The 25,335-nt window shown below is 69.1% G+C and carries 24 protein-coding genes and 1 pseudogene; 12 read left to right on the top strand and 13 right to left on the bottom strand.

Annotated elements, in window-relative coordinates:
- Window positions 1–73 precede the first annotated feature (73 nt).
- The 6 genes from G4D83_RS03865 to dps form a co-directional block, all read right to left on the bottom strand.
- Window positions 74–487, bottom strand: coding sequence for a hypothetical protein (locus G4D83_RS03865; RefSeq protein WP_163862952.1), 414 nt, complete (start codon window positions 485–487; stop codon window positions 74–76).
- On the bottom strand, window positions 484–1,038 hold the full coding sequence (locus G4D83_RS03860) for a hypothetical protein (RefSeq protein ID WP_163862950.1): 555 nt from the start codon (window positions 1,036–1,038) through the stop codon (window positions 484–486). Before G4D83_RS03860 ends, G4D83_RS03865 begins: the two co-directional genes overlap by 4 nt.
- A 56-nt stretch (window positions 1,039–1,094) precedes the next feature.
- Window positions 1,095–2,537 (bottom strand): protein adenylyltransferase SelO, encoded by a 1,443-nt coding sequence (locus G4D83_RS03855; protein WP_163862948.1) that lies wholly within the window; start codon window positions 2,535–2,537, stop codon window positions 1,095–1,097.
- Between the two features lie 20 nt (window positions 2,538–2,557).
- On the bottom strand, window positions 2,558–3,175 hold the full coding sequence (locus G4D83_RS03850; RefSeq protein WP_163862946.1) for a glutathione S-transferase N-terminal domain-containing protein: 618 nt from the start codon (window positions 3,173–3,175) through the stop codon (window positions 2,558–2,560).
- Window positions 3,172–4,032 (bottom strand): SDR family oxidoreductase, encoded by an 861-nt coding sequence (locus G4D83_RS03845; RefSeq protein WP_176434442.1) that lies wholly within the window; start codon window positions 4,030–4,032, stop codon window positions 3,172–3,174. Before G4D83_RS03845 ends, G4D83_RS03850 begins: the two co-directional genes overlap by 4 nt.
- A 102-nt stretch (window positions 4,033–4,134) precedes the next feature.
- Window positions 4,135–4,692 carry a DNA starvation/stationary phase protection protein Dps gene (gene dps / locus G4D83_RS03840; protein ID WP_163862944.1) on the bottom strand — a complete coding sequence of 186 codons (558 nt, stop codon included), beginning with the start codon at window positions 4,690–4,692 and terminating at the stop codon, window positions 4,135–4,137.
- A gap of 446 nt (window positions 4,693–5,138) precedes the next feature.
- Here dps and G4D83_RS03835 point away from each other — a divergent pair, with 446 nt between their 5' ends.
- The 3 genes and pseudogenes from G4D83_RS03835 (at window position 5,139) to G4D83_RS03825 (ending at window position 8,199) form a co-directional block, all read left to right on the top strand.
- Window positions 5,139–6,194 (top strand): ferrichrome ABC transporter substrate-binding protein, encoded by a 1,056-nt coding sequence (locus tag G4D83_RS03835; RefSeq protein WP_240356134.1) that lies wholly within the window; start codon window positions 5,139–5,141, stop codon window positions 6,192–6,194.
- 113 nt (window positions 6,195–6,307) lie between these two features.
- A pseudogene (locus G4D83_RS03830) lies at window positions 6,308–7,601 on the top strand (AHH domain-containing protein).
- A gap of 10 nt (window positions 7,602–7,611) precedes the next feature.
- Complete coding sequence (locus G4D83_RS03825) at window positions 7,612–8,199, top strand: imm11 family protein (RefSeq protein ID WP_205522563.1); 588 nt, start codon at window positions 7,612–7,614, stop codon at window positions 8,197–8,199.
- A 40-nt stretch (window positions 8,200–8,239) separates the two neighbouring features.
- On the opposite strand, the gene G4D83_RS03820 is transcribed toward G4D83_RS03825, so the two are convergent.
- Entirely contained in the window at window positions 8,240–8,695 is a 456-nt protein-coding gene (locus tag G4D83_RS03820; RefSeq protein WP_163862942.1) for a rhodanese-like domain-containing protein, read from the bottom strand.
- 142 nt (window positions 8,696–8,837) lie between these two features.
- Here G4D83_RS03820 and pdxR point away from each other — a divergent pair, with 142 nt between their 5' ends.
- Window positions 8,838–10,394: a MocR-like pyridoxine biosynthesis transcription factor PdxR gene (pdxR, locus tag G4D83_RS03815; protein ID WP_163862940.1), complete on the top strand. Its 1,557-nt coding sequence runs from the start codon at window positions 8,838–8,840 to the stop codon at window positions 10,392–10,394.
- Here pdxR and G4D83_RS03810 read toward each other — a convergent pair.
- The 3 genes from G4D83_RS03810 to G4D83_RS03800 form a co-directional block, all read right to left on the bottom strand.
- Window positions 10,285–11,322, bottom strand: a complete 1,038-nt coding sequence (locus tag G4D83_RS03810; RefSeq protein ID WP_163862938.1) for an AraC family transcriptional regulator — start codon at window positions 11,320–11,322, stop codon at window positions 10,285–10,287. The genes pdxR and G4D83_RS03810 overlap by 110 nt on opposite strands.
- A 1-nt stretch (window position 11,323) precedes the next feature.
- Complete coding sequence (locus G4D83_RS03805; RefSeq protein ID WP_163862937.1) at window positions 11,324–12,208, bottom strand: oxidoreductase; 885 nt, start codon at window positions 12,206–12,208, stop codon at window positions 11,324–11,326.
- A 155-nt stretch (window positions 12,209–12,363) separates the two neighbouring features.
- On the bottom strand, window positions 12,364–13,506 hold the full coding sequence (locus G4D83_RS03800) for an esterase/lipase family protein (RefSeq protein ID WP_163862936.1): 1,143 nt from the start codon (window positions 13,504–13,506) through the stop codon (window positions 12,364–12,366).
- A gap of 108 nt (window positions 13,507–13,614) precedes the next feature.
- Between G4D83_RS03800 and G4D83_RS03795 the strand changes: the two genes are divergently transcribed.
- From G4D83_RS03795 to G4D83_RS03770, 6 genes are all read left to right on the top strand, one after another.
- Window positions 13,615–15,693: a S46 family peptidase gene (locus G4D83_RS03795; protein ID WP_163862934.1), complete on the top strand. Its 2,079-nt coding sequence runs from the start codon at window positions 13,615–13,617 to the stop codon at window positions 15,691–15,693.
- Window positions 15,694–15,892: 199 nt separating this feature from the next.
- The gene (locus tag G4D83_RS03790) at window positions 15,893–18,157 is read left to right on the top strand and encodes a serine/threonine-protein kinase (RefSeq protein WP_205522562.1); all 2,265 of its coding nucleotides are present in this window, start codon (window positions 15,893–15,895) and stop codon (window positions 18,155–18,157) included.
- A 54-nt stretch (window positions 18,158–18,211) separates the two neighbouring features.
- Window positions 18,212–19,036, top strand: a complete 825-nt coding sequence (locus G4D83_RS03785; RefSeq protein WP_163862932.1) for a hypothetical protein — start codon at window positions 18,212–18,214, stop codon at window positions 19,034–19,036.
- Between the two features lie 11 nt (window positions 19,037–19,047).
- Window positions 19,048–19,869: a hypothetical protein gene (locus G4D83_RS03780; protein ID WP_163862930.1), complete on the top strand. Its 822-nt coding sequence runs from the start codon at window positions 19,048–19,050 to the stop codon at window positions 19,867–19,869.
- Window positions 19,870–20,245: 376 nt separating this feature from the next.
- Window positions 20,246–20,845, top strand: a complete 600-nt coding sequence (locus G4D83_RS03775; RefSeq protein WP_163862928.1) for an adenylate/guanylate cyclase domain-containing protein — start codon at window positions 20,246–20,248, stop codon at window positions 20,843–20,845.
- Between the two features lie 41 nt (window positions 20,846–20,886).
- Window positions 20,887–21,534 carry a glutathione S-transferase family protein gene (locus G4D83_RS03770; protein ID WP_163863811.1) on the top strand — a complete coding sequence of 216 codons (648 nt, stop codon included), beginning with the start codon at window positions 20,887–20,889 and terminating at the stop codon, window positions 21,532–21,534.
- Window positions 21,535–21,552: 18 nt separating this feature from the next.
- Here G4D83_RS03770 and G4D83_RS03765 read toward each other — a convergent pair whose 3' ends face one another.
- The 3 genes from G4D83_RS03765 to G4D83_RS03755 all read right to left on the bottom strand — a co-directional run bounded on the left by G4D83_RS03765 (window position 21,553) and on the right by G4D83_RS03755 (window position 23,513).
- Window positions 21,553–22,377, bottom strand: a complete 825-nt coding sequence (locus G4D83_RS03765) for a glycosyltransferase family 2 protein (protein WP_163862926.1) — start codon at window positions 22,375–22,377, stop codon at window positions 21,553–21,555.
- Entirely contained in the window at window positions 22,374–22,973 is a 600-nt protein-coding gene (locus G4D83_RS03760) for an HAD family hydrolase (RefSeq protein WP_163862924.1), read from the bottom strand. The genes G4D83_RS03765 and G4D83_RS03760 overlap by 4 nt, the downstream gene beginning before the upstream one ends.
- A gap of 99 nt (window positions 22,974–23,072) precedes the next feature.
- Window positions 23,073–23,513: a host attachment protein gene (locus tag G4D83_RS03755; RefSeq protein ID WP_163862922.1), complete on the bottom strand. Its 441-nt coding sequence runs from the start codon at window positions 23,511–23,513 to the stop codon at window positions 23,073–23,075.
- A 192-nt stretch (window positions 23,514–23,705) separates the two neighbouring features.
- On the opposite strand from G4D83_RS03755, the gene G4D83_RS03750 reads away from it, so the two are divergent.
- Both G4D83_RS03750 and G4D83_RS03745 read left to right on the top strand, forming a co-directional pair.
- Window positions 23,706–24,905, top strand: a complete 1,200-nt coding sequence (locus G4D83_RS03750) for a PEGA domain-containing protein (RefSeq protein WP_163862920.1) — start codon at window positions 23,706–23,708, stop codon at window positions 24,903–24,905.
- Between the two features lie 3 nt (window positions 24,906–24,908).
- Window positions 24,909–25,262, top strand: a complete 354-nt coding sequence (locus tag G4D83_RS03745) for a hypothetical protein (protein ID WP_163862918.1) — start codon at window positions 24,909–24,911, stop codon at window positions 25,260–25,262.
- The last annotated feature ends 73 nt before the right edge of the window (window positions 25,263–25,335 follow it).

Here is a 25,335-nt window from a genome sequence, read left to right as displayed (position 1 = left end):
CCCGCTCCCCCCGCGCGGCAAGCGCCCTCGGGGGTGACTTTCGGCTCGCCAACCTTCCAGGCGAGCAGGCGGGCTAGATGGAGCCCAACACCGCGACGATGCCGCTGCCGACGAGTCCCACGCCCGTCAGGACGAGGCCGGTGATGGGCATCCACCGTCGCTGTCGTCCCGGGGGCTCCCGGGTGCGGTACAGGGCCACGACGTTCACTATCGCCGACGCAATCTGGATGGCGATGCACATGGGGACGAGCGAGAGCACGCCCAGGACGAGCCCGCTGACCACGAGCCCCATGCCCGCGACTTCCGGCGCGTTGACGGTGCGCTCGCGCAGGTCCCAGCACGAGGGGCACATGGGGCGCGCCTCCGGACGCACCCGCCGCTCGCACCCCGGACACATGAACGTGCCGCAGCGGCCACACACCCAGCTCGCGATGACGTCGGGATGCCCCGCGCAGGAGGCTCCCTCCGGTGGCGTCTCCACGCTCATGCCGACTGCCGCTCCAGCGGGTGCTGCACGCCGCGCGACCGCCGCCGCCCGGAGCTCAGGTGCGCGGTGATGGTGGTCGCCGCCGACTCGCTGGGGAGGGAGAGGGTGATGTGCCGCTCGTCGATTCGCTTCACCAGGGGCACCCGTCCCTTCATCACCGCGAAATAGGCCACGACGGGCAAGAGGACGGCCAGCAGCACCGCCACGAGGATGGGCGTCCCATCGCTCCTGCCCGCGAACACGGTGATTCCACCCACCAGGATGGCGATGGTGCCCAGGAAGGAGAGTCCGAAGAGCAGCTTGCTCCGCTGCCACCGGGCCCACCCCTCTTCGCTGAAGGGCAGGGTGCCCTTGGCGCGCTTGGTGAGCGCTATCGCGATGAGCAGCACGATGAGGGCCGCGAACGGCACGAAGATGAGCAGCCAGCGCGGATACCACGCGAACTTCACGGGCTTGAAGGAGATGCCCTCCGTCTGGCCGGTGATGACACAGACACGGGGCAGGTCGAACTCACTGAGCTCGTTCTTGGGAATGACAACGTCAGCGGACATGGCGCGCGGTTCTAATCCAGACACTTCGGCGCGCGCCAGTCAGGGTCTCCCGTGCCTCACGAACTGCAGCTCACCACCAGGTGCCGGCCCCAGGCAGGAGGCTCCGTGGTGTACTCCTCGTACTCGGAGCGCTGCGTGAAGGGGTCTTCCAGGGCGGCGAGCAGGCGGTCCACCTCCGAGAAGTCGCCCTCCTGGGCGCGGATGATGGCGGCCTGCGCCATCCAGTTGCGCAGCACGTACCGCGGATTGACGCGCTCCATCCGCGTGCGCCGCTCCTCGTCCACGCTGCCTTCCGACGCGAGCCGCGCCCGGTATCGCTCCGCCCACGCGTCGAAGCCCGTCCGGTCCGCGAACATCGCTCCCACCGAGTCCAGCCGTCCCAGCGCGCGGAAGAAGCGGGTGTAGTCCACGCGGGCCTCGGCCATGCACGCGAACAGGTCTCCCACCAGGGCGCGGTCCTCGTCGCGTGACTCCTGGAGGCCCAGCTTCTGGCGCATCCGCTTCAGGAAGTGCTCCTTGAAGGTGGGCTCGAAGGTGGTGAGCGTCGCGCGGGCCTCGTCCTCGGACATCAACGTGAGGAGCGCTTCACCCAGACAGGCCAGGTTCCACATCGCGATGCGCGGCTGCTGGTCGAACGCGTATCGGCCCCGGTGGTCGGAGTGGTTGCAGATGAAGCCCGGCTCGAACGCGTCCAGGAAGCCGAAGGGGCCGTAGTCCAGGGTGAGGCCGAGGATGGACATGTTGTCCGTGTTCATCACCCCGTGCGCGAAGCCCACCGCCTGCCATTGCGCCACCAGCCGCGCGGTGCGCTCCACCACTTCCGCGTAGAAGCGCGCGTGGCGCCCCGGCGCTCCGGACAGGTGGGGGAAGTGTCCGTCGATGACGTGGTCGGCCAGCAGCGCCACGTGCTCGTGCTGCTCGGAGTGGTGGAAGAACTCGAACGTGCCGAAGCGCACGTGGGACGGAGCCATCCGCACCAGCATGGCGCCCGGTTCGATTTCCTCGCGGTACACCCGCTCGTCGCCGCCAATCAGACACAGCCCGCGCGTGGTGGGGATGCCCAGCCCGTGCATGGCCTCGCCGCACAGGTACTCACGGATGGAGGAGCGCAGCACGGCGCGCCCGTCTCCACCGCGCGAGAAGGGCGTGGGGCCTCCGCCCTTGAGGTGCAAGTCCCACGACGTGCCCGCGCTGGTGCGCACCTGGCCCAGCAGCAGGGCGCGGCCGTCCCCCAGCCGGGGCACGTACACGCCGAACTGGTGCCCGGCGTACACCATGGCGAAGGGCTCCATGCCCGGCAGCGGACGCCCACCGCCCAGCGCCTCGACGAACTCCGGACGTCGAGCCTCCTCTGGCGACAGCTCCAGGAGGCGCAGCGCGGCGGGATTGAGGCTCACCAGCCGGGCATTCGGGAAGGCGCGAGGAGACACTCTCGCGCCGAAGCCAGGAGGCAGGCGGGCGTACGAGTTGTCGAAGCGAAGCTGTTCGAGCGCGGGCATGGAGAGGGGAACAGTAACGCTCAGGGGACCTTCATGCCGCGCTGCACGGCGGGACGGTCACCCACGCGCGACAGCCACTGCGGCACCTGGCCCAGGCCCGCGAAGATTTCCGGGACGAACGAGCGCATGCCCGCGACCCACGGGTAGAGGGCGATGTCGGCGATGGAGTAGCGGCCCGCCACGTAGTCCCCCTTGCCCAACTGCCCGTCGAGCACCTTGAGCAGTCGCTTCGACTCCTCGGTGTAGCGGTCGATGGCGTAGGGAATCTTGGTGGAGGCGAAGCGGCCGAAGTGGTTGAGCTGGCCGAACATGGGGCCCACGCCGCCCATCTGGAACATCAGCCACTGCGTCACCTCCGTCTTGCCGCGCAGGCTGGACGGCATGAGCTGGCCCGTCTTCTCCGCGAGGTACAGGAGGATGGCGCCCGACTCGAAGACGGAGATGGGGCTGCCGCCCGGCCCCTCCGAGTCGACGATGGCGGGAATCTTGTTGTTGGGATTGATGGCCAGGAACTCGGGCTTGAACTGCTCGCCCTTGCCGATGTTCACCGACTTCGCGGTGTACGGCAGTCCCAGCTCCTCCAGGGCGATGGAAACCTTGCGCCCGTTGGGCGTGGCGAACGTGTACAGGTCAATCATGGTTGGACTCCCGTGAGCCGCGCGCTTTCCCGCCAGAGCTGCTCGGCGAGGGCGTCGTCCCGCGCGGCGGCGGACGGCTTCCTCTTCCGGCAACGGATGAAGTACTTGCCCGAGACTCCGTCCACCTCCGGCGACGACGCCAGGTAGATGGACGTCTTCGCGCCGCCCTCGGCGGAGAGGAAGAACGGCGCGCCCAGCTTCACAATCCAGCGGAAGTAGCCTTTGGTGTTGTGGCCGAAGCCCGAACGCACCACGCCAGGATGCACCGCGTTCGTCGTCACGCGCGTGCCCTCCAGCCGCTTCGAAAGCGAGTGGGTGAACAGGACATTGGCCAGCTTGGAGTTGGCGTAGACGCGGAAGCCGTCGTAGCGACGCTCGCTCTGGAGGTCGCTGAAGTCGAGCTTGCCGATGCGGTGCACGTCCGACGAGAGGTTGACGACGCGCGCGGGGCCGCTGGCCTTGAGCGTGTCCATCAAGAGATGTGTCAGGAGGAAGGGCGCCAGGTGGTTGGTGGCGAGCGTGGCCTCCAGCCCATCCACCGTCACCTGACGCTGGTCGATGATGAGGCCCGCGTTGTTGACCAGCACGTCCAGGCGCGAATGGCGCGAACGGAAGGTGTCGGCCAGCGCACGCACGGCCTGAAGCGAACTCAAGTCCGCGAGAATCGTGTCGACACTCGCGCCCGCGACGACCTGGTTCACCGCGTCCACGGCGGCCTGGGTGCGGGCGGCGTCGCGGCCCACCAGCACCACCGTGGCGCCGAGGCGTCCCAGGGCCTTGGCCGTCGCCAGGCCGATGCCGCCGGTGGCCCCGGTGATGAGGCACACCTTCCCGTCCAACCGTGTCTCAGCGCTCATGTGGGCGTCCTCTGGATTCCGAGGACGCCTTCTATATGCCGACACGGGCCCGGACGCTCGTGGAAGCGCCGGGCCCATGGGGAAGGGAGGTCGGAGTGTGGCTCAGGCGTGCGGAGGCCGGGTGGGCTCGCTGGAGCGAGACTCGTCGCGACCGCCCTTGGTGCGCGGCGTGGGGCGCGCGGTGCCGTTGAGGTGGCTCTCCAGGAACCACATGTCCAGCTCCACGTCGCCCAGGATTTGGGTGAGCAGGTCCACGGTGATGGGCTCCTCCAGTTCATCGCAGCGCTGGATGCCTCCGCGGATGGAGGCGCCGTAGCGCGCGAAGCGGTCCACCAGGCACTTCAGGTGGTCCTCGCTCTCCACGGCCTTGAGGTCGTACTCGGGCAGCTCGCTGTTCTTGGCGGCCAGGCGGATGGTGCCCTCGGCGTAGCCGCCCAGGGTGCCGGCGCGCTCGGCGAACTCGTCGGCCTGCTTGCGCGCGTGCTTGGCCAGGTCGTCGAAGAGCAGGTGACGGCTGTAGAAGTGGGTGCCCCGGATGTTCCAGTGCGCTTGCTTGATTTGCCAGTGCAGGTCGATGGAGTCGGCCAGCAGGTTGTTCAGCAGGTCGATGATCTCCTCGCGCGTCTCACTGGGGACATTCACATGGCTGGGAAAGTTCATGGTTGGCGCTCCCTCCAAGAAGGCTGTCCGAAGGGTGGGGACGGCCTTCCCCATGTGCCATGGCGTGGAATCCTGGCTGGAGGGCGTACGGCCGGGCGGGCGGTCCATCCGACGACGGGTGACGCTCAAGGGAGGGTGCGCGTGTCCGCGTCGTCGTAGCGCACGTGGACGAGGGCGCGGTGGGAGTCGTCGACCTGGACGACCTTCCGGAATTCCCGACGCACTGGAGGCGAGGGGTATGAGGAGCCCCCCCCAGAGCAAGCCAGCGTGATATCTCATGAGAAACCACTCTCGCGGTAGTTCGTGACGCAACCTCCGTCACAGGGGAGGCGGCGGGAGGGAGCGACTGGACGTCATCGGGCTCGGACGTCAGGGTGCTTCTCCTCGGGGGAGCCAGGAGGCAGACTCTGAAGGTGTCCCGGCGTTCATCGTGGTGGATTGCGGTCGTGGTCTCCGTGCTCGTGCACGCGGCGCTCTTCTTCGCGCTGTCGCGAGTGCGGTCGGCCGCGCCATCGCGTCCCAGTTCGATGACGGAGCTGGAAATCGTCTACGTGCAGCCCAAGGCGCCCGTGGCGAGGCCGCCTGCTCCGGCCCCCGTCGTGCGGCCTCCGGTGCCCGAGCGTGCTCCGTCGCAGCGTCGTCCGGAGCGTCCGCCCGAGGACATCGCGCGGGCACCCGAGGGCAAGAAGAAGGAGGAGCCGCCCTCGGCCGTCGCGGAGGCGCCTGGAGGCGCGTCGCAGGAGCAGGAGCCCTCGGCCACTCCGGAGGATGCGCCCACTCGCGCCGCGCCGCCGACGATTTCGCTCGTGCCGAAGGGACTCTGGGGCAGCGAGCCTCCGGGCAAGCCCGGTCAGTCGGGCACGACGCTGCGCAATGACGGGCGGCCACCGGACCGTCGCGCCATCGCTCAGCGAGAAGCGGCGGAGGCGAAGGAGCGGGTGGATGGCTGGGCGGCGGACGCGAGTGCGACTGCGCGCGCGGAGAGCGGCGCGGTGAATCCGTACTTCACGAACCTCCAGGACCGCTTCGCCAAGAAGCTGGTGAATCCACCGTCGCCGGACCTGAAGGTGCTGGGCTCGCGCCTCAAGAACGAGCAGGTGGAGGCCACCGAGCGTTTCGGGAAGACGGGCACTCCGTATGTGGCGGAGAAGCGGGACAGGCGGCTGGAGCAGCGCAACCGACTCCAGGCGGCCGTCGAGGCGGGGCGGGCGGCGAACATGTTCATGATGGACGTCACCGCGCCGGTGCTCGCGCTCGCCACGGTGCTGGAGGTGCGGCAGGCGCGTGACGGGAAGCTGCTGGACTTGAAGGTGCTGGAAGGCTCGGGAGACCCCAAGTTCGACGCGTGGGCGGTGACGCATCTGCGCGATGCGCTGGCCAGCGCGGACGCGCCGCCGGAGTCGGGCCTGGGCCTGCGTGACGATGAGCTGCGCAGCCGGTGGCGGCTGGAGGAGTACCTGGGCAACCCCCGCGTGAAGGTCATCCTCATCGGCGTGTACTGAGCCTCTTGGCTCGTGCTGGAGCCACGGGTAGAAGCGCGTCGCACCTCTCTCGTTCACCCCCCCAAGCTAGGATGCCGCGCCCCTGACTCCCAGGGGTGCCTTCGGGGGATTCCATGCGGTTGATTGCAGTCGTTTCCCTGCTGCTGATTGCGTCGGGGTGCGCGACCACTCGTGTCGTCCAGATCGATGCTGGAAATGGTCAGCGAGCCATTCACATGTCGGTGGACGTCGACCCAGTCGAGGTGAGCGAGGTGGAGTTCAAGTCTGCCCTCACGCAGCTCATCCTGGACCTGCGCATGGACGTTGCGTTCCGCGAGGCCGAGGCGGCGGATGAGCGAGGATGGGTGCGGTCCAGGACGCTGCTTGCCTCCTCAGCCGGTCTTGCGGATTCCGGCTCGGGGAGTTCACCTGAGTCTTTGTACGCGCGCATCTGTCCAGACGCGGACGGCTGCTTGTCCCAGGTGGGCGGGACAGGGCTCACGTTCTCGCGAAAGGACCGGACGCTCATGGCCCTGTCCTTCGCACTCGATACGGTGTGGGGGGCTGTGGAAGGAGAGCTCGGCAAGATGCTGAACCCGGCCGCGCTCAAGGTCATGGTGACCTCGGCGGCGCTGAGCGTGCTTCTCACGATGATCTTGCCTGAGCCCATCACCAAGGTCATCGCGGTGGCGTTGACGGCGGCGATGGTGGCTTATCTCGGAGTGGTGCCAGTCTGGGAGATAGGGCGAGGCTTCGTCCAGTTGTGGGATGATGCGGGCAAGGCAATGAGCGTCACCGAGCTACAGGACATCGGCCACCGCTTCGGGAAGGTCCTCGGCACGAATGGCACGCGCGTCCTGGTGCTGCTCGTCACGGCGGCCCTCGGGGGAAAGAGCGCGATGGCGTCCCAGGGACCCAGGCTTCCGGGCTTCTCCCAGGCCGCGCTTCGAGGACAGGCCGAGGCGGGATTCCAGCTCGGGACGGCACTGAACGGTGGCATGACGTCAATCGCGCTGCCCGCCGCCGGAGTGCTGAACGTGGCGCTGGCTCCGGGGGGTTGCTGCCGCTCTCGCGATGTACTCGGACGGGCGGTTTCCTGGCGATGACACGGGCCCCACTCATCACATCTGCACGAACAAGAACCCGACTTCGGCTACTACAGGCGGTCCATGGACGCCCGCATGTGAAGAAATCTTCGAGAAGGCCGGTATGTCGCTTGAGGATGCTGCAAACAAAGTGCGGCTCAAGGGGCACGAGGGGCCGCATCCCGAATTTTATCACAATCAAGTGGTGAATCGCCTGCAAGAGGCGGTGAGAACTTGCAGAACCACGGACGCATGTCGTGCCAGGCTGCTGAAGGAACTCGCGACGATTGCAAATGAATTGCTGACACCCGGCTCTGAGCTGCGAAGCTTCATTGTGAAGTAGGAGGGATGTGGTGGAACGTCACTATTATTGGGTGAGTATCGCTGATGTACCTCAGTGGTACATCACGACGCCTGTGCCAGCGTCTGGCGGGAAGTTCGAAGAGCCTTGGATGTTCGGAGAGGGTCACTCCCTTTCGGATCCTGGGCCCATCAAGGCTCGGGTCAGAAACCCAGGCCAGAAGCGCGCCTTTGTCTTCGCGGGGATTGAGCGAACACCCATCGTCAGCGAGGCAGTCGCGAACGTCTTCAAGACGCTCGCTCCGGATGACATTCAAGCGTTTCCGGTGACGGTGGAAGGGGAGTCCGAGCGGTACTTCATTATCAATGCAGCGAAGACGATTGATTGCCTTGACGAAGCGAAGTGTCGAGAAGTTCAGCACTATGCCGAAGACGACCCTTTTCCAGAGTCCGCAGGACAATATCGCTGGATCAATGGTCTGCGAATTGATCCCGCGAAGACTGAGGGCGTGAGCGTCTTGAGGCCGAGGAAGTTCAAGACAGCGTTCATCGTCTCGGAGGAGATCAAGGATGCGCTCGAACAGGTCGGAAACCCGGGGGTGTCGTTCGAGCCCGTGACCGGGCCGCACGAGTACCACTGACGGTCGATGCCGATGAGCCTCTGCTTCGCGCGGGCTCCGGTCAGCGCGGCAATCGCTCGGCGTAGCCGGGCTGGCCCTGGGGCACGGTGCCTTCGGTGGCGTAGCCCTCCTTCACCCAGTACTCGATTCCGCCGATGAGCTCCTTCACGCGGAAGCCCAGCGCTGACAGGCGCGCGGCGGCCTTGGTGGAGCCGTTGCAACCGGGGCTCCAGCAATAGGTGACGATGACGTCGTCCTTGCTCAGGTGCGCCGTCGTGGCGGTGGAGATGCTCCGCGCGGGCAGGCTCAGCGCTCCGGGGATGTGGCGCTCGGCGTAGGCGTCGGGCGAGCGGACGTCCACGACGACGAAGCCCTTCTTGCCGCGCTCCAAATCCAGGTGCACGTCGGCGGCGTCGGTCTCCACGGAGAGCTTCGCGAGGAAGTGGCGGTGGGCTTCCTCGGGCAGGGCGGCGGGGGTTTCCAGGACGAAGGAGAACGGGGTGGCGGGCGTGGTCATGACGGGGACTCCCTGGGCTTCGATGCCAGGAACAGTGCTCCCGGAGTGGTCCACTTGAAAGCGCCATTCCGTGCCGGAAGACTGGACCACTTTCAGGCAGGCTCGGGTTGTGGCGGAACGGAGCGCCGGCTACAGAGTGCACATGTCGAAGCGCTCCGTGGGTGTGTCGCTGCCTTTCCTCGTACCGGACGCGGGCAGGGAAGCAGGCCCTCTGCATCGACAGCTCTACGAGCGGCTGCGCGAGGCCATCCTCGCGGGGACGCTCGCGCCCCGAAGTCGCCTGCCGTCCACGCGCACGCTGTCCCAGGAGCTGGGGATTTCACGAGGGACAGTGGAGGAGGCCTTCGCGCAGCTCGACGCGGAGGGCTTCCTGGTGCGGCGCGTGGGCTCGGGCAGTGTCGTCGCGCTTCCGGACCACGCTCGCGGGCCTCGCTCGGTGCCTGCTCGCGGGAGCGTGCCGACTCCACGCCTGGGAGGACTGTCCCGAAGAGGGCTGCGCATGGCGAGCGACGTGCTTCCTCCCGAGCCGCGTGACGTGCGGCCCTTCACGCCGTGCCTGCCGGCGCTGGAGCTCTTTCCCACGAAGCTGTGGGCTCGCGCGGTGGCGAAGCAGGCGCGGATGTTGGAGCCGGGACGGATGACCGCGGGCGAGCCGGAGGGTTTTCGTCCCCTTCGGGAGGCCATCGCGGCGCACCTGGGGCCGGCGCGCGGTGTGCGTTGTGACTGGCGCCAGGTCCTGGTCTTCGCGAGCACACAGCAGGCCCTGGACCTGACGGCCAGGCTGCTCCTCGATGAAGGGGATGGAGTGTGGCTGGAGGAGCCGGGCTATCTCGGCGCACGCGTGGCTTTCGAGTCCGCGGGCGCGCGCCTGCATCCCGTCCCCGTGGATGCGAATGGCTTGCGCTTGGAGGTGGCGCTGGCGCGAGCGCCGAAGGCTCGGCTGGCCTACGTCACGCCTTCGCACCAATACCCTCTGGGCGTGACGATGAGCCTGTCACGGAGGCTGGCCCTGCTGGAGCATGCGCGCGCCTCCGGGATGTGGCTGTTCGAGGACGACTACGACAGCGAGTTCCGCTATGCGACGCGGCCGCTCGCCGCCATCCAGGGCATGGACGTGGCGGGGCGAGTCCTCTACGCGGGCACTTTCAACAAGGTGATGTTCCCGTCGCTGCGGCTGGCCTTCCTCGTCGTCCCGGAAGCGCTGGTGGACGCCTTCACCGCCGCGCGCGCCGCCACGGATGGCCATGCGCCTCCGCTCACGCAGGCCGCGATGGCGCACTTCATGGAGTCAGGGCACTACGCCGCGCACCTGCGACAGATGCGTCTGGTCTATGCGGAGCGACGCGATGCGCTCCTGGATGCACTGGAGCGGGAGTCGCGTGGAGCACTGCGGCTCGGCGCGGCGGAGGCGGGAATGCATGTCACGGCGTTCCTGTCCGAAGGACTCCAGGATGTGGCTGTGATTGCGCGGACGGACGAGCGGAGTCTCGGCGCGCGCCGACTGTCCCCGCTCTACCTGGGGCGAGGGAGGCGTCAGGGGTTGGTGCTGGGCTTCTCGGGAGCGAGCCCCGCCGGGCTCCGCGCCGCTGTCAGGACGCTGTGCGGCTTGCTCGACGGACCGCCCCGTCAGCCCCCTCGCGCGAGGTCCCACGCCAGCGCAGCGGGGTCGTCCCCTCCCAGCCCTGGAACGCGCGGCTGAAGGAGTTCAGCTCCTCGAAGCCCAGCAGGAACGCCACCTCGTTGGCGTCCAGGTCCGTGCTCGCGAGCAACTGGCGCGCGGACTGGTGGCGCACTTCATCGAGCAGGTGCTGGTACGTCGTCCCCGCCGCCTCCAGCTTGCGCTGGAGCGTGCGCGAGCTCAGGTGCAGCTCCTCGGCGACCTTCTCGACGGAGGGACGCTCGCCACACATGCGGCGTCTCAACGCCAACCGCACGTCGTCCGCCAGGGTGTGTCGCTGTCGCTGCTCCATCTCCCGCTCCAGCCCGGGCGCGAGCATCGCCAGCAGGTCCGCGTTGTGCGTCAGGAAGGGTTCGTCGAGCGCGCTCGCCTCGAACACGAGCATGTCCACGGGCGCATCGAACCGGACCTTGCAACCGAAGTGACGGGTGAGCAGTTCCGCGTCGGAGCGGCGCCGAGCCAGCTCGACACGACGGGGCACCAGCGGCTTGCCCGTGCCTCGGCGCGCGAGCGCCAGCGTGGAGGCGAACGTCGCATCGACGAGGAGCAGGGGCAGAGGCCCCTCCGCCAGCAGCCAGTGGAACCGGAACCGCGCCTCGCCCTTCACGACTTCGACTGTCACCTCCTCCGGGCAGACCAGGCCCTTGTAGCGGGCGAGCTTCGCCAGGGCCTCGCCCAGCGTGGGCGCGTGGAGGGCCGCCATGGAAGCGACGTCGAAGTGGTGGGGTCTCGCCCCGGAGCCGACGCGCAGTCCGACGTCCCTCCCGCCACCCACGGCCTCCACCGCGTGCCAGAACGCCATGAACTCCCGCGTCGTGAGGCGCGCCTTGGGCTCCTGGAAGCGCGAGCGGACCAGGCCCGCGTGTCGCAGCACGCGCTCGACCTCCACGCCAAGCGCGGCGAGGCGGTCGAGCAACACACTGGGAACGGGGACGAGGTCGGCGGGCACGTCAGTTCCTCTTGGTCACCAACATCTTGGCGACCGGAGTCTCCGCGAAGGGGACAAGGCCATCAACGTCCGTGGAGATGCTGAGCGACTTCCACCGCGAATCCTCCGCCGCGCGCTCCTGGACGATGACCTCCGCCAGGAAGACCGCGTCGGACCCGAGCAACAGGCGCAGGGGCGGCTGCTTCTCGTCGGCAATCTTGAGAATCGCCTTCGCCGCCTTCATCGGGTCTCCGCGCGCGCCGTCCGCGCCCTGGCGCACGTGCTGGGTGAAGGCGCCCACCGTGGGCTTGTAGGCGTCACTGATGTCACCGACGTTCATGGACGAGCCAGCCCAGTCGGTGCGCATGCCCCCGGGCTCGACGATGGTCACCCGGATGCCCAGCGGCCCCACCTCCTGCGCGAGGACCTCCGAGAACCCCTCCATCGCCCACTTCGCGGACTGGTACGACGCCAGTCCGGGCGAGCCTCGGCGTCCGCCGATGGAGGACACCTGGATGATGTGCCCGTCCTTCTGCGCGCGGAGCACCGGCAGGGCGGCGCGGGTGACATGCATCATCCCGAAGAAGTTCGTCTCGAACTGCTCGCGGAAGTCCGCCTCGTCCACGTCCTCGATGGCCGCCACGTTGGCGTAGCCCGCGTTGTTGACGACGACGTCCAACCGTCCGAAGGCGCGGGTCGCCTCCTCGACGGCTGCTCGCGCCGCGGCGGGGTCCGTCACGTCGAGCGCCACGGCGCGCACCCGGTCGCCATACCGCTCCACCAGGTCCTTCAGTTGCTCCGGCTTGCGCGCCGTGGCCACGAGCCGGTGACCGGCCGCCAGCACGGCCTCCGCCAAATCACGGCCAAGGCCGCGAGAGCTTCCAGTGATGAGCCAGACCTTCGACATGGGGACCGTCCTTCTTCTCTCGTCGTCGTGCCGTGAATTCGGCCACGCCCAAGAGTTACGAACCGCCCCACGACGGCGCCAATCGCATGGCGCCAATGTTTCATCCAATCGCGCCACCGTCCCGAGTGGCCCCCGAGGGCCCGCTCGCTCGGGGCTCAGCGCGGCTCGTCCTCGAAGAGGAAGTCGGTGATGGCCTTCCAGGTGGCCTCGAACTGGGGCCGCCGGAAGCCCGAGCCGGAGATGAGCCAGTCCACGTGCGGCGGCTGGTGCGCCGGCTGGTCGAAGTGGCCAATCGCATCCAGGTGGTCCGCGCGCACCGCCGCCAGCACGCGCCCGTAGACTTGTGAGCGCGTGGGGACGATGCCGTCACACGCCGTGGGGCCCGGCATCGCCCCATACGCCTGCACCAGCGCCGCCGTCTGCGCGGGCGAGTGCAGCGGCAGCGCCGTCAGCGGCATCCGCTGTGTCTGCCCATACATGAACGCGTAGATGGTGTGTGTGAGTTGCGCGTAGGGGTCCAGCCCCGCCGACACGCGCGTGCGCAGCGACGGCGGCCGCGCCTGAGTCACCACCGAGCCATAGCGCACACCCGGCCGGTCCAACGTGCTCGCGTTGAACAGGTCGATGCCCTCCGGCGTGAGCTGCGGAATCAGCGACGTGTCATTGCCCACATCGCTCAGGAACTTCGTCACCGCGTCGCGCCGCTCAGAGGAGAAGTCCCCCAGGAGCTGGTCATAGAGTTGATCCAACAGCGTCTGCTTCCACCCGAGCTGGTCATCCGCGCGCGCCATCAGGTGCCCGAAGCGGAACACCACTCGCAACGGTAGCCGGCCGAAGCGCAGCACGTACACGGTGAACAGCGACAGCAGCTTCAAGAGCTTCTGCCCGAAGAGTCCCAGGAAGAACGACGCCAGCGGCGTGCCCGCGTGCGGCGCGGACACCGTCACCACCGAGCGCACCCGCCTGGCGAAGGGCTCCAGCTCCAGCCCCTCCGCGAGCTGCGCGCCCGGGCTGACGAACAACCGCGCGTCCAGTCCTCCCGTCGAGTGGCCCACCAGGTGGATGGGTCCGTCATCTCCGCTCGCCGTCTCCTGCACGGCCCGGAGCAGGTCCGCCGTGCGCGTCCGGATGGACGCCGTCGGATGAGACAGGACGATGACGACCTCCGACTCCGTCATGCCGCGACGAGCCAGCTCCGCCTTCAGGTAGTCGAGCGCGTGTCCGAAGTAGACGAGCTCACCCAGGTTGATGAACCCGAAAAACCCGGGGACCAGATAGATGTGGTGCTTCGCGGCCATTGTCTCCACCATACCTGACGCGACGCGTGATTCCCGCTCGGGAATGCACCCTCCGAGCAGGCGTTCACCGGCGCCTTTCTCACCCCGTCAACAAGAAGGACGAACTCCGTGGACCGTGCATTGCTCGCACTTGGCCTGCTCATGTCCCTCCCCGCCGCCGCGGACGAGGGCATGTGGACCTATGACGCCTTTCCCTCGGAGGCGGTGAACAAGGCCCATGGTTTCACGCCCACGCAGGCGTGGCTGGACAAGGTCCGGCTCGGCTCGGTGAGACTGGCCGGCGGCTGCTCCGCCAGCTTCGTGTCTCCGGACGGCCTGGTGATGACGAATCACCACTGTGTCCGCGGCTGCATCGAAGACTTGTCCTCGCCCAAGGAGGACCTGCTGGCCAAGGGCTTCCAGGCCCGGACGCCCGCGGAGGAGCGCCGCTGCCCCAAGGTGGAGGCCAACCAGCTGGTGAAGATGACCGACGTCACCGAGCGGATGAACGCGGCGACGAAGGGCCTCGCCGGCGCGGCCTTCAACACCGCGCTCAAGAAGGAGATGTCCGCCGTGGAGTCCGCGTGCGCGACGTCCACCGACGTGCGCTGTGACGTGGTGACGCTGTTCAACGGCGGCAAGTATCACCTCTACGAGTACCGCCGCTTCCAGGACGTGCGCCTGGCCTTCGCCCCCGAGTTCTCCATGGCGGCCTTCGGTGGAGACCCGGACAACTTCCACTTCCCGCGCTTCGGCTACGACGTGGCCTTCCTGCGCGTGTGGAAGGACGACGCGCCCGCGAAGAGCCCGGACTACCTGCCGTGGGCGAAGCAGGGCGCCAAGGACGGAGACCTCGTCTTCGTCTCTGGCCACCCCGGCGGCACCGAGCGCAAGGCCACCGTCGCGGAGCTGGAGTTCCAGCGCGACGTGAACCTGCCCTACACGCTGCTGCAGCTCTCCGAGCTGCGCGGCAAGCTGAAGGAGTACTCCAGCGGCTCTCCGGAGCGCTACCGCACCACGCGCTCGCGGCTGCGCGGGGTGGAGAACGGGCTGAAGGCATTGCGCGGTCGGCACCAGGCCCTGGCGGACCCGTCGCTGCTCGCACGCAAGCGCGAGGAGGAGGCGGAGTTGAGGAAGCGCGTGGAGGCCAACGCCACGGTGAAGGCCGCCACGGCGGGGGCGTGGGAGGAGACGGCGAAGGCGCTCGACACGTACCGCCGCATGCTGCCCGAGTACCGGATGAAGGAAGGCGGAGACGCGTTCTCCTCGGAGCTGTTCACGCTGGCGCGCCACCTGGTGCGCATCGCCGAGGAGCAGCCCAAGGCCAACGCGGAGCGCCTGCGCGAGTACACCGACGCGCAGCTCCCCTCGCTGCGTCAGAACCTCCTGCGCGCCGCGCCCATCACCCTGGAGCTGGACGAAGCGGTGCTCTCCTTCGGCCTTGGCCGTCTGCGCGAGACGCTGGGCGCGGATGACCCCTTCGTGCGGCAGGTGCTCGGCGCGGAGGCCCCCGAGGCGCTGGCTCGCTCGCTGGTGCGCGGCACGAAGCTGGGCGACGTGAAGACGCGGCAGGCGCTGCTGGATGGCGGCAAGGCGGCGGTGGACGCGTCGAAGGACCCGATGCTGCTCTTCGCGCGCAAGGTGGACGCGGAGGCGAGAGCGGTGCGCAAGCGCTACGAGGACACGGTGGAGGCGGTGCTCAAGCGCAACGGCGAGCGGCTGGCCAAGGCGCACCTCGCGGTGTTCGGCACCTCCGGCTATCCCGACGCCACCTTCACGCTGCGCCTCAACGCCGGACAGCTGAAGGGCTGGGACGAGAATGGCCGCGCCGTGCCGGCGCTGACGACGTTCGGTGGCGCGTACGCGCGGCACACGGGCAATGAGCCCTTCAAGCTGCCGGACACCTGGATGAAGGCGAAGGGCAAGGTGCCGGACGAGACGCCGTTGGACATGGCCTCCACCAACGACATCATCGGCGGCAACTCCGGCTCTCCCGTCGTGGACCGCGATGGGCGCGTCGTCGGACTCATCTTCGACGGCAACCTGCACTCACTCGGCGGCCGGTATGCGTATGTCCCCGAGACGAACCGCGCGGTGGCGGTGCACGGAGACGGCATCCTCGCCGCCCTGGAGCACGTCTACGGCGCCACACGCGTGGTGAAGGAGCTGCGCGCGGCCAGCGAGGTGGCGACCCCACCCGCCAGGTAGGCTGGATGTGGATTCCCCGCATCCATCGGTTCCTCAAGCTGTGAGAAGTCGATAGCCGGCGCGCCCGAGTCGAGGCGTGCCGGCGTCCAGTGTCCTTGCGGAAATCCCACGGGGACGTGTAGCAACGGCGGATGACTGGCCAAGGCGTGTCAGGGGCTCCAGGATAGAATGCGGCTTCCGGAGTGAAGGCCGGTCTTCCATGAGTTCCTCGGCGGCACACGACATTCCACTCGGCACCGTCCTTCGGGACACGTACGAGATTTCCGGCGTGCTTGGCCGAGGCGGCATGGGCACCGTCTTCCTGGCGCGCCATCTGCGGCTGCCGGGTCGGCAGGTGGCCATCAAGGTGCTGCGGCCCGACTCCAGTCTGGGAAAGGACGTCTACCTCCGCTTCCGGCGCGAGGCGGAGATCGCGACCCGGCTGGGCCATCCGAACATCGTGGAGGTCATCGACTTCGACACGCTGGAGGACGGCTCGCCGTTCCTGGTGATGGAGCACCTGCGCGGGATGCCGCTGTCGCGGCGGATGCGCAAGGGCGCGCCGCTGACGCTGACGGAGGTGTTCTCGATTGCGCGGCAGATGGGCTCCGCGCTCCAGGCCGCGCACGGCGTGGGCGTCATCCACCGGGACTTGAAGCCCGGCAACGTGTTCCTGGTGCCCATGGAGATAGCGGGCATGCAGGTGGAGCACGTGAAGCTGCTCGACTTCGGCATCTCCAAGATTCTCGACTCGAAGACGGTGCAGACGCAGGACGCCATCCTGCTGGGCACGCCGCAGTACATGGCCCCGGAGCAGGCGACGGGGAAGAACAAGGACGTGGACCTGCGCACGGACATCTTCTCGTTCGGGTGCATGGTCTACGAGATGCTGGCGCGCAAGCTGCCCTTCAAGGACGGGGGCATCCTTCCGGAGCTCATCTACCGCATCGTTTATGACCCACCGGAGCCCCTGGCCGAAGCGGCCCCGGAGACGCCCGAGCACGTCATCCGCGCCATCGAGAAGGCGCTGGCGAAGCGCCCGGAGGACCGCTTCCCGGATGTGAGCGCGTTCATCGCCGCGCTGACGGGGACGCCGCTGCGCACCGTGACGCCGCCCGCGGACATGCCGCCGCAAGTCGTCGCTCCGCCCGCCGCGCAGGTGCCCACGGCGACCGTGCAGCCCCGGCCCATCGCGTCTCCTCCGTCGAGGCCCGCCACGGTGGCCGCCGCGCCCCGTCGTCCGTCCCAGCACGCCGCGTCCCGAAGCTCCGCGCAGGGTGCGCCCGCGCAGGCTCCGGAGTCCGCGCGGCGCTCGGCGCAGGGTGCGGAGCCGTCTCGACGCCCCGCGAATGGTGAGTCCGCGCACGTCGCGGAGGCCGCTCGGCGCTCGGCGCAGGGCGAGGCCTCACGTCCCTCGGAGTCCTCTGGCCTCGTCGGGAAGTCGGTGCGCGTGTCGTCGCCGAAGGCCGGCTCCTCCGCGCCTCCTCCCGTGCCCGAGGCCGTGGCGGCGGCTCCGCTCGAGGTGTGGAAGCCGTCGAAGGCCGCGCCGGTGAGCCCGGCTCCCTCGGAGTCCGAAGACTTGGAGCCCGAGCTCCCGACGATTCGCTCCGCCTCGCGAGGAGTCGCGGCCCTCGTCTCGCGCAAGCTCCTGGTGAGGGTGGCGCTGGCCGCGGGTGTGCTCATCGCCGTGGGCCTGGGGCTCTCGCGCGTCCTGCCCTTCGCGGCTCGAGACGGCTCCATGTCCGCCTCGAACAACCCGGCCCCGGCGCGCGAGGCTCCTCCCGCGGCACCTGGCGATACCCTGCCTCCCTCCGCCCTGACACAGGCGAACCCGCCGCCCGTGGGACATGGCGCGCCCGGGGCCCCGCCGTCGTCGCCGGTGCAGGCGGACCCGACGGCCGTGGAGATTGGCGGGCTCGGGTCCCCGCCTTCAGCTCCGACGCAGGCAAACCCCACGCCCGGGGCTCCGCCTTCGTCGCTGGTGCAGGAGAACCCGCCGCCCGTGGGACAGGATGCGCCCTCGCAAGAGCCGCCGGCCCAGGCGCCGCGCGAGGACTCGCCCACGGAGAAGGCGAAGCCGGACAACGCGCTCGCCATCGGTTCTCCCAACGTGGTGCCCTCGACGTCGGAGACGAGCGTGAAGTTGAAGGCGAAGCCCTGGGGCAATGGGACGTCGCCCGATGACTCGGCTCGAAACCCCGTGGGCACCCCGCATCCGAGCGGCAAGGAGTCCATCCAGGCTGGCGCGCTCGCGGACCTCGAACTGGCGGAGCAGGCGCTGGAGCGTGGAGACCCGGCCGAGGCGCTCCACCTGGTGCGCCGCAGTCAGCGGACGCAAGTCACGGGCGCCTCCTTCGCGCTGCTGACGCGTGTCCACTGTCGCCAGAAGGATTTGTCCAACGCGCGCACCGTCTGGCTTCGCGTGCCCGCCGCGGAGCGCGCCCAGGTGCGCCAATACTGCAAGCAGTACGACATCGCCCTGTGAAGGCGGCGCCCGTGACGGGCGTCCACGCGGGGCTCCACACCCAAGGGGAGTTGCTTGAGAGTCTTGTTGGCGTTGAGTGTCGTGGTCGTCGCGCTCGGCTGTTCGCGAAACGCGCGCCCCACGGGGGAAGCCCCCAAGCCGGAAGGACAGGCGTCGGTCTTCACGTCCGAGGGCGGAGACGTCATCACCATCGTCCCGCTGCTGCCCTCGGGCTCCCGCAAGGCCCTGGTCCAGTTCCACGCCCCGGGGGATGACCTGGACGGCAAGGTCGCCCTCCACAGCGTCAGCGACGACAACTCCTACTGGACGGACTGGCGCGGCAAGCGCCTGCGCCTGGTGCGTCTGGCCCCGTCCAAGAAGTCGAACGGGAGGAACACCCTCAACCGCTTCGACAAGGAAGACCCCGTCACCCTCTACGGCAGCGAGGAGCGCTCCAAGAAGGTGGACGTCGATGACGTGGTGGAGCTGTACCAGCGGCAGCTCGCGGACGGCACGCTCGAGCGCGCCGCTGCCTTCGACAAGGCGTTCTGGGCCGCCTCCGAGGAGCGCGACCTCGCCAGGCGGGTGAAGGAGACCCACGAGAAGTGCGGCACGTCCTTCCCGGTCCAGGTGGCCTGGGACACCGTCTCCGACAAGGAGCTGCGCGAGCACCCCATCGGCGCGTACTGCGCCGGACCGCTGGAGGCCCTCCAGAACCTGTGCCGGGACTCGGAGGAGGCTCGCAAGACGGTGAAGCGCGCGCTGCAACGCATGGAGTGCCGCAACGGCACCAGCTACGGCGGCAAGGTTGAGAACGGAACGCTCCAGTGGACCATCGCCCCCGCCACCGGCGGCATGGACACCGCCTCCTACGCCGACTTCTTCCTGGACCACCTGTGAGGCTCGCTCCCATGAACCTGCTGGCCCGTCGCCTCGCGCTGCTCCTGACGCTGTCCTCCTCCACCGTCCTCGCCCACGAGCCCCCCTGGGGGCGCGAGGACTCGCTGCGCAAGCGCATCCTCCTGGAGCGCACCGCCGTCTGCACCGACGGCAAGGGGCATTACGTCTCCTCGACGGAGGTCTTCGAGAGCGCGCAGCGCCAGCTCTTCTACGGAGACGGCGCGACCTTCGTCGAGGTGCCCATCGCCCCCAACGTCGTCCGGCTCTCCTCCGGCTCCTTCTTCGAGCCGCGCTTCTGGAACCCGGAGCTGTCCTTCGACGGGAGCGGCGTCGACGCGCGCGCGTACTCCGTCGTCAAGGTGGACGCGGCGGCGGGCACCTGCTCGGTGCGCTGTGGCCAGCGCGAGACGCCCTTCACGTTGATGGCGACGGAGCCCGCACGCGAGCTGCTGCGCAAGGCGGCCTACCACCCCAGCCCCATGAAGTATGAGCCGTACGCCCTGCTGCGCGACACGAAGGGCGTCTACTTCCTGGTGGAGCGGGGCCGGTCCGAAGCCGAGCAGAAGAGCTTCCGGGTCTTCATCGGCCCGCGCGGACGGCTCAAGCCGCAGCAGATGCTCAACGTCGTCTCCGACTCCAAGGGAGAGATTTTCTCCACGAAGAAGGGCGACCTCCAGTTGCTGCTGGACCGCGAGCTGCCCTCCGTCTGGGTGGAGAAGAAGGCCCGCCGCAAGCTGCGCCAGGTGCCCGTCTCGGAGAACCTGTCGCTCATCTACAACGAGCTGGGCATCTACACCGGCGCGCGCCTGGGGACCCCCTGCGACGACCTGTGAGGCCCACCCCTCACTTGTCCTGAGCAGGACTCCCGCCCGACTCCCCACGTTGGGGGTCAGACACCCCGGTGTCCGACCTCCTGGGAGGTTTGCGCGCCGCGTCAGTGATGAATTATCCTGATGAAGTCGAGCAGGATGGTTCACTCGTCATCCTTTCCCTCCACGGGCTCTGACGCAGCAAGACAGAGAGCGAGCGGCCGTTGAGCTCATCCCGTGAAGGGCCAAGGAATTCATGAAATGCATGGCCGCGCCCTCCCAGGGCGAGGAGTCATCCGGGGCCCGGTCCCAGCCGTGACGGGGGGCTCGGCTGGGACCGGGGACCTCGTCCTGGAGTAACGTTTCGGACAATTGGCATCGGGGGGAGGGGAGATGAGCGATGGTGGTGGAGGAACCCGAGCCGGGGAAACTGTCGGCCATCCTGTTCACGGGCATCGAGGCCGTGGGGCATCAGTCCTGGCGTGACGAAGCGCTCCAGCAGGTGGTGCGCGACGAGCACGCCGTGCTGGTCCGCGAGCTGTTGCCGCGTCACGGTGGCCGCGAGGTGAAGCGCCTGGAGGATGGCTTCCTCTTGGAGTTCGAGGGTGGCCTTGCCGCCGTGGACTTCGGGCTGGAGCTTCAGCAGGCCCTCAAGGTGCACAACGGACTGGTGGCCGCCGAGCGCCGCGTCGTCATGCGCGTGGGCGTGCACCTGGGCGTCGTCGTGCACCGCGATGGCGACGTGTTCGGTGAGGGCGTCAACCTGGCCGCGCGCATCGAAGCGCTGGCGAGGCCCGGCACGCTCTACGTCAGCGAGACGGTGGCGCGACAGGTGGAGGGCCAGCTCGAGTCCCCGCCGGTGCGGCTGGGCCGGGGCGAGATGAAGAACATCCGCCTGCCAGTGGCGGTGTACCGCATCGACCCGCCGGAGCACCGTCGTCGCCAGCCGTGGTTGTCCCGCGTGCGCTCGCTCTTGAGCCGCAACACCCCGGCGCACTGAAGCACGGGCATCCCGCCGCATGGAGCGCTACCGTGCGCGCCATGTCCCCGCTCACCCTCGTCGTTGCCTCGAAGAACTACTCCTCTTGGTCGCTTCGGCCGTATCTGGCGCTGGCCCACACGGGGCAGCCGTTCCAGGAGGTGGTCATCCCCCTGGACACCCCGGAGACGCGCGAGCTCATCGCCCGGCACTCGCCCAGCGGACGCCTGCCGTTGCTCAAGCATGGCGACCTGTCCATCTGGGACTCGCTGGCCATCTGCGAGTACCTGGCGGAGACGTTTCCGGAGGCCCACCTGTGGCCCCAGGAGCGCATGGCCCGCGCGGTGGCGCGCTCGGTGACGGCGGAGATGCACTCCAGCTTCACCAGGCTGCGCGAGCACATGGGGATGAACCTGCGCGCGCGCCGGCCGGGACAGGGCCGGGTGCCCGGCGTCGCCGAGGACATCGCTCGCATCCAGGCCTTGTGGACCGACTGCCGCGCGCGCTTCGGACAGGGCGGGCCATTCCTCTTCGGCCAGTTCAGCATCGCGGATGCCTTCTTCACGCCGGTGGCCACGCGCTTCATCACCTACGACGTGGCGCTGGAGCCGGTGAGCGCCGCGTACCGCGACACGCTCCTGTCCCAGCCCGCGTACCAGAAGTGGGCGGAGGCGGGGCTGCACGAGCCGCCCGTGGCGAAGTACGAGTGAGCCTCGGGGCCGTGGCCTTCAGTCCAGCCGGCCCTCGCGCACGCGGGCGAACAGCTCGTCGTAGCGTTCCTCTGAATAGATGCGCGCCAGCTCCGAGTAGCGGCCCTGGCGCAGCTCGCGCAGGTACGCGTACTTGATGGAGTGGTAGCCGGCCACGCCCCACGCCAGCCGGGAGGCGTCCGCTCCGCCCCGGAAGACGGCGCCGTTGAGCACGCCGTCCCGCACCCACGCGGCCAGGCGCTGGAGGACCACGGGCTTGAGCCCACGCCGCTCGAAGTGGGCGCGCAGGGCCCACAGCAGCGCGTAGCGTTCCTCCTTGGCGCAGCGGCGCGCCACCGAGGTGGCGAAGCGGTGGTCGATGGGCGCCTGCACGCGCCCGCCCCGCATCTTCGGCAGGGCCTCGTGGACGATGTGCCGCGCGTGCCACACGGCCTTCTCCCGCCGCACCAGCCGCGCGCGCCACTGGGTGCGGAAGAGGAAGCGGCGGCCCTCCATCTCCGCCCAGTCGCGCCGGGGCAGCCGGTAGACGTCCGCGTCGGGCGAGGAGCCCTTCCACGCGCGCAGCGTGTCCAGCGCGCCGGGCTCCAGCGACTCGTCCGAGTCCAGGTAGAAGACGTAGTCGCACGGCGCCAGCGCGTTCACCGCGGCCACGCGCGCGGCGCCGTAGCCCCGCCAGGAGTGTGACAGCGAGCGCGCGCCCAGCGAGCGAGCCAACTGGGCCGAGCCATCCGTGGAGCCGGAGTCCATCGCCACCACTTCGTCACAGAGGGCCAGCAGGTCGCGCAGGCAGGGCGCCAACGTGTCCTGGTTGTCGCGGTGCAGGACGTAGCCGCCGAGCCTCATAGACCCAGCGCCTCGAGCTGCGCGTCGAAGGCGGCGGCGGTGGTGAACACCTGCCCGCGCATGCCCAGCGCGTCGGCCGCGTCCACGAACTCCGGCAGGTCGTCGAAGAAGGCGGCCTCTTCGGGCGCGCAGCCCGCGCGCTCCAGGGCGATTCGGTAGATGTCCGGCTCCGGCTTGACGCTGCCCACCTCGCAGCTCATCACCAGCGCGTCGAAGCGCTGGAGCAGCGGCAGCCGGGGTCGCAGGTAGGCCGCGTGCAGCGCGTTGGTGTTGGACACCAGCACCAGCTTCACCTTCCCGACGAGGGACTCCACCCGGGGCAGCACCGCGTCGTGGGTGGTGAAGTGGCTGCTCCACAGGGGCGCGAACTCCGCCATGGGCAGCTCCACCTGGAGCGCTCCGCACACGCTGCGGCGGATGCCCTCCGCGTCCAGCAGGCCCTTGTTGGCCGCGGTCCACCCGGCGCCCATCAGCCGCTGCGAGACTTCGTGCGCCTGCATCCGGGCACACGCTCCCAGTCTGGAGAAGAGCAACGCGTTGTCGTGGAAGACGAGGACGTTGCCCAGGTCCAGCAGGACCGCCTTCACCACCGCCATTCATGCTCCTCGCGCCGCGCGCATCCGCGCGGGGCCCGGGCGCCCGCCCCACCGCTGACGCCCGGACCGCTGCTTCCGGAAATTCCGGAAAAGGCCACGCTAGAGGAGGGGGACGCGCTCAGGCAAATCGCGGGCGGGCACGGTGGAGTAGTCCGAGCCCACGTCGAGCAGCACGCGCTGCCGCACCCGGGTGCTCAGCGCCTTGCGCAGCCTGCCGAGGAATTCGGGCGGCGCGGCGATGACGAGCTTGTCGAAGGCGTGGCTGTCATGCCCCTTGTCCAGGACGCCGGACAGCTCCCGGGCGAAGCGCTCATGCTCCAGCTCCCGGCGGCCGTTGGGCTCGTTCTCACCCGGCGGGCCATGCAGGGTGCCGGCGTTGGGGTTGTCTGGCTGGTCGCGCAGCAGCTCGCTCTTGGAGCGGCTCTCCTCGTGGTGGAACTCCTCGACCAGACTCCAGTCCTTCTCCGCCTTCGCGTCCGTCGCGAAGAGCCTTGCCCGGCTCGCGTTCCCCACAAGAATCCAGAGCTTTGCGTCCGCCATGTGTCACGCCTCCTTACGATGGGAGATGAGGACCCCCGCGACACCCGGCAAGCTTCCAGCCCCGAGCCGCTTCCCCTCCGTGCGCAGGGCAGGCGGCCATGTCGCACAGGGTTGACACCCACATGCCGACCTCCGGTGTCTGGAACACGAGCGATCATTCCGTTGGGAATGGCAAAGGAGTAGAACGACAGCATGCGCATTCCCGCCGTTCTGCCTGTCGCCATGCTGGCGCTCGTGCTGCTGGCCCGTCCCGCGCGGGCCCAGGAGCAGGGCCTGGGGCTGGACCTCAGCTCCGATTCGTCCACCCAGCAGTCCCCGGAGCAGCCGGGCATGGGGTTGGACCTGAGACCCGAGGACGAGGGCGTGTCGCTGACACCGCGCTTCATCCTCGTGGGCCTGGACACACCGGAGCGCGCGGGCGCGCAGCAGGCCTCGGTCTGGCTGCGAGAGCTGGCGAAGGGCGCGGTGTCCTCCGGCATGGTGGCCTTCGGCGGCAGCCCCCGCGACGTGCGCGAGCGGCTGGAGAACCGCTACGACGCGACGCTGCGCTGCACGCAGGCCGCGTGTCTGGCGGAGCCGGCGGAGGCGCTGGAGGCGGACCTGCTCACCACGGCGCGGCTGTCGCTGGAGGACGCGGGCTGGACGCTGCGCGCGTGGACGTATGACCGCGACCGCAACGTGGTGCACGAGGACGTGGTGTCGGGGCGCAACCCGAAGGACGCGGCGTTCCAGAAGGAAGCGGCCAGCAAGCTGGGCAGCCGGATGATGGCGCTGGCCCGTCCGCGCGCGGTGCTGAAGGTGAGCGTCAACGTCCCCACCGCGGTGGTGAAGGTGGGCGAGCGCATCCTCGGCGTGGGCAGCGTGGAGGCGCGCCTGCCGCCGGGCACCGCGCAGTTGGAGGTGTCCGCGGAGGAATACGCGCCCTTCACCAAGACGCTGACGCTCAAGCCCGGTGGGCGCGAGCAGGTGGAGGTCCGGATGGAGATCTCCGGCCCGGCGCCGGAAGGCCCGGAGGACGCGGTGGCCCGGAAGGCGGCGAAGGGCTCCGGGGGTACGCCCATCTACAAGCGGCCGGCGCTCTACACGGCGGTGGTGGGCCTGGTGGCGGTGGGCGTGGGCGCGATGATGGGCAAGAGCGCCAAGGACGTGGCGTCCCGGGCGACCGACGCGGATGGAGACGGGATGATCGACGTGACGCGCAAGGAGCGGCTGGACGCGCAGTCGCAGGCCAATCTGGCCACGGCGCTGCTCGTCGGCGGTGGCGCGGTGACGGCGGGCAGCGTGACGTGGTTGCTGGTGGTGCCCTCGCGCAGTGAGGCGCCGGCGCCCACGGGCACGGTCAGCGCGGGCGCGGCCACCGCGGTCCATGTCGTCGTTGGCGGGAGCTTCTGACCCATGAAGACCTTCAATTGCTGGTTGCGAGCCTTCGCCGCCCTGCTGCTGGTGTCCGGCGTGGCGGGCTGCGCGGTGGATTTCCCCAAGGACTCTCCCTACACCTGTGAGGTGGAGGCCGACTGCGGCGGGGAGGGGTACGTGTGCACGTCGCTCCCCAACGACGGGCCCAAGTACTGCTGCCTCCCGGAGCCCGAGGAGAAGTGCAACAACGTGGACGACGACTGCGATGGGCAGATCGACGAGGGCATCGACCGGGGGTCGGACCCGTTGAACTGCGGCGCCTGCGGCGTTGCCTGCACCGCCGAGCAGGCCTGCGTGGAGGGTCGGTGCCAGCTTCGCTCGGGGACTCCCTGACGCAACGGCACCGGCGACAGGTGGGCACGCCCGTCCGTGGGTGGACGGCGGACGGAGCGTGGAGGCGTGCGTG

The sequence above is a fragment of the Myxococcus eversor genome (assembly GCF_010894455.1).
GTDB classification, from domain to species: domain Bacteria; phylum Myxococcota; class Myxococcia; order Myxococcales; family Myxococcaceae; genus Myxococcus; species Myxococcus eversor.
The sequence above is the reverse complement of the archived record's forward strand: the minus strand, read 5'-3'. Positions and strand labels throughout refer to the sequence as shown.

Excerpts from the sequence above, each read along its gene's own strand:
- G4D83_RS03865 (WP_163862952.1), bottom strand. The coding sequence starts at position 487 with ATGAGCGTGGAGACGCCACCGGAGGGAGCCTCCTGCGCGGGGCATCCC.
- G4D83_RS03860 (WP_163862950.1), bottom strand. The coding sequence starts at position 1,038 with ATGTCCGCTGACGTTGTCATTCCCAAGAACGAGCTCAGTGAGTTCGAC.
- G4D83_RS03855 (WP_163862948.1), bottom strand. The coding sequence starts at position 2,537 with ATGCCCGCGCTCGAACAGCTTCGCTTCGACAACTCGTACGCCCGCCTG.
- G4D83_RS03850 (WP_163862946.1), bottom strand. The coding sequence starts at position 3,175 with ATGATTGACCTGTACACGTTCGCCACGCCCAACGGGCGCAAGGTTTCC.
- G4D83_RS03845 (WP_176434442.1), bottom strand. The coding sequence starts at position 4,032 with ATGAGCGCTGAGACACGGTTGGACGGGAAGGTGTGCCTCATCACCGGG.
- dps (WP_163862944.1), bottom strand. The coding sequence starts at position 4,692 with ATGAACTTTCCCAGCCATGTGAATGTCCCCAGTGAGACGCGCGAGGAG.
- G4D83_RS03820 (WP_163862942.1), bottom strand. The coding sequence starts at position 8,695 with ATGACCACGCCCGCCACCCCGTTCTCCTTCGTCCTGGAAACCCCCGCC.
- pdxR (WP_163862940.1), top strand. The coding sequence starts at position 8,838 with ATGTCGAAGCGCTCCGTGGGTGTGTCGCTGCCTTTCCTCGTACCGGAC.
- G4D83_RS03805 (WP_163862937.1), bottom strand. The coding sequence starts at position 12,208 with ATGTCGAAGGTCTGGCTCATCACTGGAAGCTCTCGCGGCCTTGGCCGT.
- G4D83_RS03800 (WP_163862936.1), bottom strand. The coding sequence starts at position 13,506 with ATGGCCGCGAAGCACCACATCTATCTGGTCCCCGGGTTTTTCGGGTTC.
- G4D83_RS03790 (WP_205522562.1), top strand. The coding sequence starts at position 15,893 with ATGAGTTCCTCGGCGGCACACGACATTCCACTCGGCACCGTCCTTCGG.
- G4D83_RS03780 (WP_163862930.1), top strand. The coding sequence starts at position 19,048 with ATGAACCTGCTGGCCCGTCGCCTCGCGCTGCTCCTGACGCTGTCCTCC.
- G4D83_RS03775 (WP_163862928.1), top strand. The coding sequence starts at position 20,246 with ATGGTGGTGGAGGAACCCGAGCCGGGGAAACTGTCGGCCATCCTGTTC.
- G4D83_RS03770 (WP_163863811.1), top strand. The coding sequence starts at position 20,887 with ATGTCCCCGCTCACCCTCGTCGTTGCCTCGAAGAACTACTCCTCTTGG.
- G4D83_RS03765 (WP_163862926.1), bottom strand. The coding sequence starts at position 22,377 with ATGAGGCTCGGCGGCTACGTCCTGCACCGCGACAACCAGGACACGTTG.
- G4D83_RS03760 (WP_163862924.1), bottom strand. The coding sequence starts at position 22,973 with ATGGCGGTGGTGAAGGCGGTCCTGCTGGACCTGGGCAACGTCCTCGTC.
- G4D83_RS03755 (WP_163862922.1), bottom strand. The coding sequence starts at position 23,513 with ATGGCGGACGCAAAGCTCTGGATTCTTGTGGGGAACGCGAGCCGGGCA.
- G4D83_RS03750 (WP_163862920.1), top strand. The coding sequence starts at position 23,706 with ATGCGCATTCCCGCCGTTCTGCCTGTCGCCATGCTGGCGCTCGTGCTG.
- G4D83_RS03745 (WP_163862918.1), top strand. The coding sequence starts at position 24,909 with ATGAAGACCTTCAATTGCTGGTTGCGAGCCTTCGCCGCCCTGCTGCTG.